This is a genomic window from Paenibacillus sp. AD87, from assembly GCF_001659845.1.
In the GTDB taxonomy this organism is placed as follows: domain Bacteria; phylum Bacillota; class Bacilli; order Paenibacillales; family Paenibacillaceae; genus Paenibacillus; species Paenibacillus marchantiae.
Map to the genome: position 1 here is coordinate 48,530 of NZ_LXQN01000007.1, position 13,057 is coordinate 61,586.

The 13,057-nt window shown below is 46.3% G+C and carries 11 protein-coding genes; 9 read left to right on the forward strand and 2 right to left on the reverse strand.

What is annotated here, in order from left to right:
• The first annotated feature begins 120 nt into the window (after positions 1 to 120).
• The gene (locus gpAD87_RS00375; protein WP_082935236.1) at positions 121 to 732 is read left to right on the forward strand and encodes an SCO family protein; all 612 of its coding nucleotides are present in this window, start codon (positions 121 to 123) and stop codon (positions 730 to 732) included.
• An 80-nt stretch (positions 733 to 812) separates the two neighbouring features.
• Here gpAD87_RS00375 and gpAD87_RS00380 read toward each other — a convergent pair whose 3' ends face one another.
• Together gpAD87_RS00380 and gpAD87_RS00385 are read right to left on the reverse strand one after the other, a co-directional pair.
• Positions 813 to 1,160: a toprim domain-containing protein gene (locus tag gpAD87_RS00380; RefSeq protein WP_063566133.1), complete on the reverse strand. Its 348-nt coding sequence runs from the start codon at positions 1,158 to 1,160 to the stop codon at positions 813 to 815.
• A 303-nt stretch (positions 1,161 to 1,463) separates the two neighbouring features.
• Entirely contained in the window at positions 1,464 to 2,639 is a 1,176-nt protein-coding gene (locus gpAD87_RS00385; RefSeq protein WP_064635700.1) for an MFS transporter, read from the reverse strand.
• 216 nt (positions 2,640 to 2,855) lie between these two features.
• Between gpAD87_RS00385 and gpAD87_RS00390 the strand changes: the two genes are divergently transcribed.
• From gpAD87_RS00390 to gpAD87_RS00425, 8 genes are all read left to right on the forward strand, one after another.
• Positions 2,856 to 3,311, forward strand: coding sequence for a hypothetical protein (locus tag gpAD87_RS00390; RefSeq protein ID WP_063566182.1), 456 nt, complete (start codon positions 2,856 to 2,858; stop codon positions 3,309 to 3,311).
• A 69-nt stretch (positions 3,312 to 3,380) separates the two neighbouring features.
• The gene (locus tag gpAD87_RS00395) at positions 3,381 to 4,478 is read left to right on the forward strand and encodes a transglutaminase domain-containing protein (protein ID WP_063566181.1); all 1,098 of its coding nucleotides are present in this window, start codon (positions 3,381 to 3,383) and stop codon (positions 4,476 to 4,478) included.
• Between the two features lie 105 nt (positions 4,479 to 4,583).
• Entirely contained in the window at positions 4,584 to 6,608 is a 2,025-nt protein-coding gene (locus gpAD87_RS00400) for a peptidoglycan D,D-transpeptidase FtsI family protein (RefSeq protein ID WP_064635701.1), read from the forward strand.
• A gap of 368 nt (positions 6,609 to 6,976) precedes the next feature.
• Complete coding sequence (locus gpAD87_RS00405) at positions 6,977 to 8,956, forward strand: peptidoglycan D,D-transpeptidase FtsI family protein (RefSeq protein ID WP_082934957.1); 1,980 nt, start codon at positions 6,977 to 6,979, stop codon at positions 8,954 to 8,956.
• A gap of 240 nt (positions 8,957 to 9,196) precedes the next feature.
• The gene (locus gpAD87_RS00410) at positions 9,197 to 10,144 is read left to right on the forward strand and encodes a metal ABC transporter solute-binding protein, Zn/Mn family (protein ID WP_079696714.1); all 948 of its coding nucleotides are present in this window, start codon (positions 9,197 to 9,199) and stop codon (positions 10,142 to 10,144) included.
• Between the two features lie 31 nt (positions 10,145 to 10,175).
• On the forward strand, positions 10,176 to 10,997 hold the full coding sequence (locus tag gpAD87_RS00415) for a metal ABC transporter ATP-binding protein (RefSeq protein ID WP_231952394.1): 822 nt from the start codon (positions 10,176 to 10,178) through the stop codon (positions 10,995 to 10,997).
• 3 nt (positions 10,998 to 11,000) lie between these two features.
• Positions 11,001 to 11,960 carry a metal ABC transporter permease gene (locus tag gpAD87_RS00420; RefSeq protein WP_064635704.1) on the forward strand — a complete coding sequence of 320 codons (960 nt, stop codon included), beginning with the start codon at positions 11,001 to 11,003 and terminating at the stop codon, positions 11,958 to 11,960.
• A complete protein-coding gene (locus gpAD87_RS00425; protein ID WP_063566127.1) occupies positions 11,960 to 12,832 on the forward strand; it encodes a metal ABC transporter permease in 873 nt (290 codons plus the stop codon). The genes gpAD87_RS00420 and gpAD87_RS00425 overlap by 1 nt, the downstream gene beginning before the upstream one ends.
• Positions 12,833 to 13,057: the final 225 nt, after the last annotated feature.

The following is a 13,057-nucleotide window of genomic DNA, read 5'->3' on the forward strand; positions in this document are numbered from 1 at the left end:
GGTATGGGAATGAGAAAATGCTATTAAAAACACGATCCAGAGTCCATGAATTTTATAGAAAATCGTTAAAATTTTATGTATGCGTATTCATATGATCTGATATCGGAAGGGACGATAATGATGCTGAAAAAGTATAAATGGACATGGATGCTGCTAGGACTTGCGCTGATTATGGCGGTGTATTTAATGTGGGGCACCGTATTTGCCAGCAAGGAAAAGTTACCCGAAATTCGGGAGATTCAATCCTTTTCGATGGAAAATGTGGATGGAAGCACAGTATCTCTGGATGATACCAAAGGCAAGGTGCGTTTGTTCTACTTTTATTTCACCAGTTGTCCGGATGTGTGCCCAATTACGACGTTTACGTTATCCCAGGTGCAGGATCTGTTGAAAGAGGACGGTAGCTTTGGCAAGGATGTTTCTTTTGTGTCCATCTCATTTGATCCGAAAGTGGATACCAAGGAGAAGATTAAGGAATTTGCAGATCGATTCCACGCGGATTATGAGGGCTGGTACTTCCTGCGGGGGGATATGGATCAGACGAAGCAGCTCGCCAAGGATTCATTCCAGATCCTCATTCAGGGTGAGAACAAGGACGATTTTGCCCATATGAACATGATTGGATTGGTGGATCGGAATAACCAGTTGCGTAAGGTATACAATGCGTTTAATACAGAGGATGTCGAACCAGCAGTCATTGCGGAAGACATTCGCAATCTGATCAAGGAATAAAGATGCGTTTATTATAATCGCCAAATAAAGAGGCTGCTTCCTGGGTTGAATGTTTACCCTGGTGAGCAGCCTCTTATGGTCTAAAACGATGGGAATTCAGGATATTGGATATACGATTCCAATCCGGCTTTCTCCAGCTGGGCGATGATGTATTCATCGGGAGTTCCCTCTACACCGGCATAACCGCGTCGCGTATACATCTGTACCGCATCCGGGAAGGCATCTCGCAGCACACCCCTGATTTTTTTGCCCGAACTGTCATTATCCATAAATAAGTAGACCTCATCGTAACCAACCTGTTTGCGCAGCGACTCAAGCTTGAGGGAATTCAGTGTTCCAAACGTGCACAAAATGTTGATTTCGGGTCTTACAAGACGTTTTAGTTTGCTGCGGTCGTTTTTACCTTCCACAATGACATGAATAGGCATCATATTCACCTCTTGATCGAGAGCTTATGTCGACATTCCCCGGGAAATGTTGCAGCGAAAATCGACTGGATTATATAAAATGGACCTTCTAATTTTTACACGTGCGACTACGCTGACAGAAACATCTTTGATTTCTAACTTCTTTTCCACATTTTGAAACTGAATGTCTGTCCGTTCCGTTCGTGTGTAAAACATCAGTCCATTTTATATAGTTTAGCTGTAAATGGGGGAATGATGCAAAGCCAAGGAAAATACAAGCCTTTCTTTTGTCAAAGGCTATGGATATAGAGCATTCTGAGATGGTTAACTCAGTATGCTTTTAGGATCAGATAGGGAAGCTTCGCGTCTGGCTGTGAAATAAGGGAGCAGCATAATGCCGATCATCAATAATACAAAAGCAATGAAATACGGCGATAAACCCACACGAAGCTGTCCTGCTGTGATTGGGCCGATGAAAGAACCGATGGAGGTAGCAATGGATTGCAATGAGAAGATGCGACCCAGCTTGTTTCCACCGCTTAAATGAATAAAGAGTGTTGCCATGGCTGGAAAAATAATGCCTTTAGACATCCCCAGAACGAAAAGCACGGATGACAACGGAATCTGTGGTATCGCCGCCATAGCAAAGAAACATAAAGACATTAGCAGCACACCTGCAATCAACCGCAGTTTGGGGGAATAACGGTTGAGAAATAGCAAGCTCAGGGTAAATAGTGCTCCAATACTGATAATGGAAAACAAAAGTCCGGTAGACATCATGGATGAATGTCCGCCTCCGCGCAGTGGTAGTTCAAAAAAAAGAATTCCTTGGGCACACGCAATGACAAGGGGCAGAGCAAAGTATCGCCAAGATACGGGCAGGAATTTTCTTTTTTCTTCAACCAGGTTGCTAGGCATGGCAGGCTCGGTCAGTTTTTCGTGCTGAACCTCAGCGAGGCCTTTGGGCATGGATAACCATGCGATAACACCGGACAGAATGAGCAGATAACCGAGACTCGCAAAGGTGGCGGAAAATCCTAAAGCTCCGACGATCAATGCGCCTGCGGCAGGGGACACCACGGATGCCAGCGTATGTACGACGCCATGGCCTGACATATACTTGCCTTGCTTGATTGGATCACTTGACAGTTGCGCAAGCAGTGCGAGACAGGCCGGAGAGAGAAAAGCAAGTACAAAACCGCTGATGGAGCGCAGGGCGAGCAGCTGCCATGGCGTATGGATTTGCGCCTGGATAAGCAAAATGATGCCTGCACCCAGCAAACTAAACACAATGTAACGACGACTGCCATGTTTGTCGATTTGGGTTCCGGCGATCAGATTGCCTGGGAGATGAGTCAAGGAATAGATGCCCATCATCCAGCCGATGAAGGTCGGGGCCGCCCCGAGCGAGATAGCGAAAGGGGTCAAGATTGGATACTGGGCGTGCAAATCAAAAACAGCAAGGAACAAAAATAGATATAGCCAGATGGCCGTTTTCACAGAAGCCCCTCCTTGTTAAGCGATGCATATTCAATAACTGGTCATGACGTGTTCCCCGTTCCTTGGACAGAACCTCATGGTACTACTTGTACGCCCGGCGGGACGAACTTAGACCGTTTATTTTTACATAGGAGGGCTTAGCTGACAGCAGCTTCGGAAATCATGTATAATATTCGGGAAGTGTTAATAATCAACTCTAATACGGAAGGTGTAGTCATGAACATAGAAGTAATCAAAGAGTTTGTGATGCAGAACTGGCTGGTGATCGTGGTTGCGTTGATCATTTTGTTCTTTGTTCTGAACGTGGTCAAAACCGTATTGAAATGGGCGATTGCCATCATCATTATTGCGGCTCTACTGATATACAGCGGCATCTCCATTGATCAGATCAAACAGACAGTTACTGACGTACAATCAAGTACGATGGACACATTGAAGAAGGAAGCGACCAGCATGATGCTTAAGGAAGCTTCCAAAGCTAAATACGTCAAAGGACAGGATGGGGCGTTCACCATCACAAGTCCCAATGTGGAGATTAAAGGCAGAACTCAATCAGATAAAGTCGATGTGACCTTCCGCGGAATTTCACTTGGCGAATGGAAACTCGACAATGACACCATACGTACGTTTGTCGAACAGGCACAGGAGAACGGAACAGCACCGTCTTCGTAGTAAAGGAGGAATGGACACGTGCTGCAAAGTTGGCTGGATAGTCTGAAAGAATTCAACGGCATAACGATTATGCTGCTGCTGATTGTGGCCGCTTCATTGCTTCAGGGGTGGTCCAGAGGTGCTTCACGTTCGGCTGGAAGACTCTTTGGGTTCCTCATGGATGGCATTATGGCGGTCATTGGTATTTTGTTATCCATCGGTTTAACATTATGGCTTGCGCCATATGTTCAGCAATGGTTGTCTGTGCATGCGGCAGACATGCCAAACCGTGAATTGAACCGATGGGAGCAGATGTATTATACATTGATTACGGCCATTGCTGATTTCCCGCTGATGCGGTTTGCCGTGTTGTTTGTGCTTAGTTATGGCTTCATCCGATTGATTCTCGGATTGCTCTCTTCCCTTATTTTCAGCAGAAGATACAGTTCAGCAGAGCAAGAGAGCAGACCCAAAGGATTTTTCAGCCGCTTTACAGGTGCTGTGATTGGTACAGTCATTGGCTCCGTCCGCGGGATGATTGTGATTGCCGTGTTGTTCATGATTGTAAGTCTCTATCCGGGCAGCATGTTTAGTCGCTATGTAGAGGCTTCACCCATTTATATGCAAGGGGCCAAATCTGTTATAGAGCCATTATCAGGTACATTTATTAAGGACAAGCTGCCCGTATTTACGCAAGCCGTGCAAAAGGAACTTGGCGCGATCCTGCAACGCAAATATGAAGTCATTGACCATAACATTCCGGCGGATATTGAATCTGCGGCAAAAGAAATTGTGAAAGGTCAAACGACAGATGAAGCCAAAGCCAGGGCATTATATGACTGGGTAGGTTCTCGCATTCAATATGACTATGGTAAAGTGGATGATTATGAGCAAAAGGGCATATGGCACGAGCAGACGCCACAAAATACATTTGATACACGTGAAGGCGTATGTATCGATTACGCTCGTTTATATGCAGTCATGGCTCGTTCACAGGGTCTGGAAGTCAAAGTGGTTACAGGACTTGGTTATAATGGGCAGGGTGGATATGGTCCACATGCCTGGAATGAAATATATTTAAGTGATTCGGAAAGCTGGATTCCGCTTGACCCCACTTGGGCGATTAGTGGTGATTGGTTCAATCCTCCTAACTTTGCCGATACCCATCTGAAAGATCAATCAGCTTAATATTACGCCGGACATGGGTCCGGGAGATGACGACGTTGCCAGGTTATCATGCCGAGGCTGTACAGCCTGGACGGTATGCATCAAGTCATGAAAGAGGTAGGATGAATGAAAAATCATTCAAAAGAGAAGGACGAACTTACGGACAAGCGGCGCTTCAGTTACCGGATGAACGTATTTTTCTTCGCTTCCTTTGTTATTTTTAGCGTTATTATTGTACGGCTGGCATTTTTGCAATTCGTGGAAGGCCCTGAGCTCAGTCAGGAGGAAGCGAGTAATATTACCAAAGATGTACCACTCGCTCCCGTGAGAGGAACCATCTATGATTCCACGGGCGAGGTAAAGCTGGCTTACTCCAAGCCGATTCAATCCTTGTATCTGACTTTATACAAAAACTATGGGGATGTGGATGGTAAGCCAAATCCGAATATAGCGGAAGTGGAGGACATCGCAACTCGGTTGCATGATGTTTTTGAGCAGTATAAGAAAAAGGATTCCGAGGCCCTTACGGTCGATAACATCTTAGAAGCAATGGACCTCAATTCGCGTAAGGCAAACGGGTTCATGCCACGTCTGATCAAGAGTGATCTGTCCGATGAGGAAGTGGCTTATTTCCTGCAGCACAAGGATGAATTCAAGGGAATTCAGATTGTAGAGGAAAGTGTGCGTTACTATGATCCGGATACGGTAGCCGTTCAGACGATTGGTTATCTCAAAAAGTTCAAAAGCTCTAAAACACTCAATAAATACAAAGAGGTCGATGAGGCCAATAAAAAGCAAACGGACCCAGGTCTTGTATATACCGAGAATGAGTTTGTTGGTTTTGATGGACTGGAACTGCAATATCAGGATGTTCTGCGAGGGAAAAGCGGTTATAACTCCGTGGACGTTGACTTACGTAACTTGCCTGAAGGTGTAGCAGGCTCTACCCCACCCGAAAAAGGGTATGATCTGATTACAACGATTAACAAAAATGTTCAGGTGAAAACGGAACAAGCGATACTGGATCAACTAAGCTGGCTGCACACACATCAGGTCTCCGGTAAGCTTCATCCCAATGCAAAAACAGGCTTTGCGGTAGCGATGGAAGTGGATACAGGGAAAATCGTTGCTGCTGCCAGTATGCCGGATTACGACACGAACGTATGGAGAACTGGCGGTATAAGTACTGAAGATTACGATAGAATAAAATATATTTATCAAAATGGTACCATTCGTGGATTCCCGCCAGACGATTCAGGTAAACGGGCGGAATCTGTTGTATTGCTTGGTTCCACAATCAAACCACTTAGTGTATTGATTGGTTTGAAGGAAGGTTTTTTCACAACAAATACAGTATATTCAGACAGAGGTTCAACGACTTTTGGTGGGGATAACCGCAGAGTACAGAATTCCTCCGGTCACGTGTATGGTTCGTTAACTCCTCGTGATGCGATTCGACATTCCTCGAACGTGTTTATGATCGACGAGATCGGGAAGAAACTGTACTCGAAGTATGGTGCAGAGGGTATTGGCGTATGGGATAAGTACATGGAACAATTCGGTCTTGGTGTGTCTACAGGAGTAGACTTGCCTAATGAGAAGCCTGGTCTCAAAGAATATGAGAATGAATTGGAAAGTTCTTTAACACGTCTGGTATATGCCTCCTTTGGACAACAAGGGAAGTATACAACAATGCAGCTGGCACAGTATGCTACGATGCTAGCGAATAAAGGAAAACGCATGGAGCCACAATTAGTCAGTGAGTTCCGTGATTCGGAAGGCAATGTGGTTGAGAAAATGAAACCGAAAGTGCTCAGCACAGTCGATTTTAATGATGCTTACTGGAATGAAGTACAGCGAGGCATGGCAACCGAAGTAACAGCGTTTAGTGGATTCCCTTATGACTTTGCAAGAAAAACAGGTACATCCACACAGTTAGTCGGAGGCAAATTGGTGGATAACGGGGTATTTATTGCTTACGCTCCACGCAACAATCCGAAGCTGGCTGTAGCCGTGGTTATTCCTGAAGGGGGCTTTGGTTCGAGCAGTGCTGCCCCTGTTGCACGTGCGATCTTCGACGCGTATGACGAGGAATTTGGTCTGGACGGTGTACCGAAAAAAGATAAAAATAAGGAATCAGATACACAGTAATGTGATTCTTTGATTCCAAAAGAAGGGACCCTTTCGAGGGTCCTTTTTACGTTTGCCAGGACTGAGAGGTCTCTTTTCCACAAGCTGCTGCAAATCAATATGTAACAAACATCATGCATGTCACGTTTATATAAGAGAATGAAAATTTATTTCAGGATTAAAGAGATTAACGATATGTCTGTATTGACATCGTTTCGAAAGAGTCGGCATATGTCTCTTCTGTTTACGAAAATGTAACCAAAATCTGGAGGACATGGCAGTTGACCTTTGATAGACTTGTAGAAGGAAAGGTATGTTACTTGAACCGATTGATGCAATATGCGTGATAGATGAATCTACTTTTACATAAGAACGGAGAGGCTTATCCCATGTTTAACCGATTGAGGAAAAAGAAAATGTCCAATGAAGATACACCAGTCAACAACAAGCCATCTAGTGTAAGAATGAATATGTTTTTTTTCGCTGCGTTTGTGATATTCAGTATCCTAATTTTCAGATTGGCCTTTGTGCAATTTGTCGAGGGACCTGAACTGACCTATATGGAAACCAGCCGAAATACTAAAGATATTCCGCTCGCTCCTGTTCGTGGGCCAATCTACGATGCGACAGGGGAAGTTGCGCTGGCTTATTCGGAGCCTGTGCAGTCCCTCTATGTATTGTTGTATGAGGATTATAGAAATGATGACCGCAAGCAGGAGGCACAGGAACTTGCTGATGAACTGGCGGCTGTGTTTAAACAGTTTAATCCGGGGGACAAAGAACAACCAGATGCAGAAGAGATCATGAAGCGACTGGATCTGGATTATCAGAAGACTTTTGGATATGTACCAAGGTTGGTTAAATCCGATTTAACAACCAAAGAGATTGCCTATTTTATGGAGAAAAAAGCAGAGTTTCCAGGCGTTATGGTCCTTGAGGAAAATGTCCGAAGATACGACCCAGATGGGGTAGCCGTTCAAGTGATTGGATATACAAGAGAATTCAAACGGGCACCGGATACACTTAAAAAGTATAAAGCCATTCGGGAATCAGCAAGTATCCAGCGTGACCCGGGTCTTATTTATCACGAAGAAGAGAAGGTAGGCTTTGACGGCTTGGAGCTGCAATATCAAGAAGAACTTCGTGGACGAAGTGGCTACCAGTCCATTGATATTGATGCACGAAATTTGCCGGACGGGACGATGAATCTGACTCCACCTGAAAAGGGATACGGGCTTGTAACAACGATCAACAAGGAAATTCAGATGGTTGCACAACAAGCTATTACAGATGAATTAAGGAAGTTGCCTAAAGCTATAACGGGATACGCGGTAGCCATGGAAGTGGATACAGGCAATGTAGTGGCTATGGCGAGTATGCCGGACTATGATCCGAATGACTGGGATTATGAGAAGATCAAGTATGTATTCCGCAACGGAACTACGGAGTCGTTCCCTCCTAATGAATCAGGTAAAAAGGCCGAGTCCGTTATTTTGTTGGGTTCCGTTATTAAGCCTCTTAGCGTACTAATTGGGTTGAAAGAAGGTCTGTTCAGTACTGGGCAAACCTATTATGACCAAGGCTATGCTACATTAGGCAAAGATGGAAGAAAGGTTAGGAATTCACACTCGGCATTTAACGGCTCTATTACGGCGAGAAGAGCGATTGAGAAGTCTTCCAATGCTTTTATGATCGATATGGTGGGTAAGGGTCTCTATAACAAATATGGGGCGACCAAGGGTGTAAAAGTGTGGGACGAACATATGAAAGAGTTCGGTTTAGGCGTGTCTACAGGAGTTGATCTTCCGAAAGAGTATCTGGGCACTCTTGAATATAATAGTAAAAATAATGAATCAGGTTTGACCCGTCTGGCTTTTGCCTCATTTGGTCAGCAAGGTAAATATACAACGCTTCAACTTGCACAATATACGACAATGCTTGCGAATAAAGGCAAACGGATCGAGCCTCATTTAGTAAAGGAAATCCGTGACGCAGAAGGTAATGTGGTGAAGAAAATTAAACCAAAAGTGTTAAACGAGGTTGATTTTGCGGATGCATACTGGAATGAAGTGCACAAGGGTATGGTTACCAAAGTAAGTTCGTTTGACGGTTTCCCCTACGATTATGCGAGAAAAACAGGAACCTCGGAGCAGGGAACAGGGCCGAACAAAAAGGAAAACGGAGTATTTATCGCATTTGCACCACGGGATAATCCGAAGCTGGCTATAGCGGTTGTTGTGCCTGAAGGTGGCTTTGGATCGGTTAGTGCGTCTCCGATTGCACGTAAAATTTTCGATGCTTACGATGAAGTATATGGCCTTGATGGGAATCCAAAAGGGAAGAAAGATCAGGGGAAAGATACAGAGTAACGTGAAGAAACGCAAATGAATTAGCACAGATAAGCGAAAAAAGACAAACAATCTAATTAAATCGCCCATATACTCAATTGGACAGGCAGGGGAAATTATCCCTTGCCTTTTTATTTTGCATCGGCTAAAATTTGCACAAGGGAAACATTATTAGTCTTGTATAAATTTTAATACCTTGTACAACAAAATTAGATTAGGACAATTATGTTAGGAGAGGGAAAGGGGCGGTTTGAATTGTTGATGGTGAAGATGAGGAGCATTCAGAGAGGGTTAATGACGCTGGCAGCTGTTGTTCTGGTTATCGTGCTAACAGCGTGCTCAGGTGCAGCGGAAACAGGAGGTAGTGAAGGGAAGGTGCAGGTCACAGCCACAACAGGCATGATTGCGGATGTAGCGCGTGAAGTCGGCGGGGCATATGTTGATGTGACCGGGCTGATGGGCCCAGGGGTAGATCCTCACTTGTACAAGGCTTCACAGGGAGATATTAGGAAGCTGGAGCAAGCAAAAGTTATCTTCTATAACGGATTGCATCTTGAAGGCAAAATGACAGACATCTTAGAGAAAATGTCCAAGAGCAAAATAGTAACAGCTGTCTCGGAGAACATTCCGGTGGAGGAATTGCGTTCAGGAAAAGATACAGGCGGAACGGAATACGACCCACACGTCTGGTTTGATGTTAGCCACTGGATGCATGCCACAGAGGCTGTGCGCGATACGCTCGTGGAAGCAGACCCGGAACATGCAGAAGAGTACAAGGCCCAGGCAGAGCAGTATCTAACCAAACTGGAGGCATTGGATTCCGAGGTGCGGGAAAAAATCCAGGAGATTCCGGAAGCCAGCCGGGTATTGGTTACGGCGCATGATGCCTTTGGATACTTCGGCCAAGCTTATGACATGAAAGTGATGGGGCTTCAAGGAATCAGTACAGCAGCAGAATATGGTGCAAGAGATGTCAGTGAGTTGCGAGATTATCTTGTGGACAACAATATCAAAGCGGTATTTGTAGAATCCAGCGTACCAGCAAAAGCGATGGAAGCCATTATTGCTGGTGCAGCCGAAAAAGGACATACCGTAAGCATTGGTGGTGAACTGTTCTCGGATGCGATGGGTGCTGAGGGAACAGAAGAAGGAACGTATATTGGCATGATCCGCCATAACACTCAGACGATTGTAGAGGCATTAAAATGATAAACGATATGAAGAGAGGAGTGGACAGAGCATGAGCGATACAATTTTATCCGAAAAATCTCAATCACAACCAAATGCTAACCATCTGAAGGGAACACAGCCTACATCAGCTCCGCTTAGCGTTCGGGACCTGGCGGTGGCTTACCATAAAAAGCCGGTGCTCAGTGGGGTGTCTTTTGATATCCCGGAAGGTCAGCTGATTGGCATTCTTGGCCCCAATGGGGCAGGGAAATCTACCTTGATCAAAGCCGTTCTGGGACTAGTGCCCAAAATGCACGGTGAGGTTAAAATTTTTGGCCAGTCCTACCGAGAACAGCGTCGCCGTATCGGCTACGTACCTCAGCGTGAATCTGTTGATTGGGATTTCCCAACTCACGCCCTCGATGTTGTCATGATGGGGCGTTATGGGCATCTGGGCTGGTTCCGCCGTCCAGGCAAAAAAGAACGGGATCTGGCAGCTCACTGCCTGGAGCAAGTCGGAATGGGTGATTATATGTACCGCCAGATCAGTCAGCTGTCCGGTGGACAGCAGCAGCGTGTCTTTCTGGCAAGAGCACTGGTACAGGATGCGGAATTGTATTTTATGGATGAGCCGTTTGCAGGTGTGGACGCCACAACGGAGAAAGCTATCATTTCACTGTTGGAACAACTGAAGAAGCAAGGAAAGACCGTACTAGTTGTTCACCATGATCTGGCGACAGTGGAGGAATATTTCGACCATGTGCTGCTGCTTAATGGACGGCTGGTTGCAGGTGGACCCACGAATGAAGTATTTGTACCGGATACTTTGCAAGAGACGTACGGAGGCCGGATAGCGATGATCGGCAGCCGGTCGGAGAAAGGCCAGGTGTAGTGCATGTGGAACTGGATAGTAGCCATTTTGTCCGATCCCAATACACGCTGGATATTGCTTGGCTGCTTGTTACTCGGATTCAGTAGTGGAATTATTGGCTCTTTTACATTTTTGCGTCGTCAAAGTCTCATGGGAGATACGCTGGCTCATGCAGCTCTGCCAGGAATTTGTATTGCGTTTATGTTGACTGAAACCAAATCAGTAGGATTATTTCTGTTCGGTGCGCTTGTGGCTGGGATCATTGCGACCTTCGGCATATCTTGGATTACACGGTATTCTCGGATCAAGCAGGATGCGGCAATGGGGATTGTGCTGACTGTATTTTTCGGTATTGGCGTAGTGATGCTTACTCGGATTCAACACGGTGCGAGTGGCAGTCAGAGTGGACTGGATAAATATTTGTTTGGTCAGGCCGCATCCATGGTGATGACGGATGTGTATGTCATGGGCGGTGTCTGTCTTGTATTATTGATCGCCTGTCTGGCATGGTTCAAGGAATTCAAGCTGGTGAGTTTTGACCCGGGATTCGCACGGGGTATGGGACTGCCGGTTGGCATGCTGGAACAACTGATTCTGCTGTTGACCGTTATTGCGGTTGTTGCGGGGATTCAGGCGGTTGGCGTGGTGCTTGTCGCCGCTTTGCTGGTTACCCCGGCGGCAGCAGCTCGCTGCTGGACGGACTCGCTCTCGCTTATGGTACTGTTGGCCGGCGTATTTGGAGCACTGAGCGGTGCGACAGGTACAATCTTCAGCACATTGGTGCCTAATCTGCCGACAGGGCCAGTAACGGTACTGGCAGCGACAGTGCTATTTGCAGGTTCCGCATTGCTTGCTCCACGGCGCGGACTGTTAGCACGCCGTTTACGAAGTATGCAGGCGAGATCCGCTTACTTGAGAGAAGAACATGCCACGCTACAGACACTCTCTGCACAGCGAGCACAGCAGGAACGGGGTGAGTTGTAATGGCAACGTTTTGGATTATATTGACGGCTATCCTGGTATCCTCCGCCTGCGCTATTCTTGGCTGTTTTCTCATATTAAGGCGAATGGCTCTGGTTGGAGATGCGATCAGTCATGCGGTTCTCCCGGGTATTGCGATTGCTTTCCTGTGGAGTGGCTCACGTGATTCGTTATGGATGCTGCTCGGCGCAACGGTATTTGGATTACTGACGGTGTTCTTCATTCAAAGCTTGCAGGCCGGAGGACTATCATCGGATGCTTCCATCGGAATAGTGTTTACGGCACTCTTCGCAGTGGGTGTCATTTTGATCAGTCTAAATGCTGGGCATATTGATCTGGATCTTGATTGTGTCTTGTTCGGTGAGATCGCTTATGTCCAGTGGGATACCCTAACCCTTGGAGGGACGGATGTAGGCCCAAGGGCGGTCTGGATGCTGGGCATCACCTTGCTGGTCATCCTCCTTGTAATCGGTTTGTTCTACAAGCAGTTCAAGTTGTGTGCCTTTGATCCGGCGCTGGCTGCGGCCTGCGGCATTCCGGTGGTGTTGTTCCACTATCTGCTTATGGGGCTCGTTTCCATGACATCTGTGGCTTCATTTGAGAGCGTAGGGTCTATTCTCGTGGTAGGCATGTTGATTGTACCTGCAGCGACGGCTTACTTACTTACGGATCGATTGGGTAAAATGATTCTGTACAGCGTGCTCGTAGGAGCAGCTTCCTCGGTTGGAGGCTACATCATGGCTTACGCGCTGGATGCTTCCATTGCAGGTTGTATGGTGGCGGTAGCAGGAATTCTGTTTGTGCTGGCCCTGCTGCTGTCTCCAAAGCATGGTATTGTCTTCCGGTATGCTCGTCGCAAATTTGCGGCACGTTAATGGATAAAAAGTAGCAGCCGCCTGCATTGCAGGCGGTTTTTTCATGGATTTGAGTAAGTTTTATCTTATAACAGACTTTTATATGAATTGGGAAGACACCTGTAGCCATGTTGCAAAGGTTCACCCTTATCACGGGTTACTTTGTTGCAGGTCGACGATCTGTGGTAAAATGTCGTTAGCTGTGACGTCCGGAGCATCCGCCTACGCGGATGCCGGGCGATCTTT

Excerpts from the sequence above, each read along its gene's own strand:
- gpAD87_RS00395 (WP_063566181.1), top strand. The coding sequence starts at position 3,381 with ATGCTGCTGCTGATTGTGGCCGCTTCATTGCTTCAGGGGTGGTCCAGA.
- gpAD87_RS00405 (WP_082934957.1), top strand. The coding sequence starts at position 6,977 with ATGTTTAACCGATTGAGGAAAAAGAAAATGTCCAATGAAGATACACCA.
- gpAD87_RS00375 (WP_082935236.1), top strand. The coding sequence starts at position 121 with ATGCTGAAAAAGTATAAATGGACATGGATGCTGCTAGGACTTGCGCTG.
- gpAD87_RS00410 (WP_079696714.1), top strand. The coding sequence starts at position 9,197 with ATGGTGAAGATGAGGAGCATTCAGAGAGGGTTAATGACGCTGGCAGCT.
- gpAD87_RS00400 (WP_064635701.1), top strand. The coding sequence starts at position 4,584 with ATGAAAAATCATTCAAAAGAGAAGGACGAACTTACGGACAAGCGGCGC.
- gpAD87_RS00380 (WP_063566133.1), bottom strand. The coding sequence starts at position 1,160 with ATGCCTATTCATGTCATTGTGGAAGGTAAAAACGACCGCAGCAAACTA.
- gpAD87_RS00415 (WP_231952394.1), top strand. The coding sequence starts at position 10,176 with ATGAGCGATACAATTTTATCCGAAAAATCTCAATCACAACCAAATGCT.
- gpAD87_RS00420 (WP_064635704.1), top strand. The coding sequence starts at position 11,001 with ATGTGGAACTGGATAGTAGCCATTTTGTCCGATCCCAATACACGCTGG.
- gpAD87_RS00425 (WP_063566127.1), top strand. The coding sequence starts at position 11,960 with ATGGCAACGTTTTGGATTATATTGACGGCTATCCTGGTATCCTCCGCC.
- gpAD87_RS00390 (WP_063566182.1), top strand. The coding sequence starts at position 2,856 with ATGAACATAGAAGTAATCAAAGAGTTTGTGATGCAGAACTGGCTGGTG.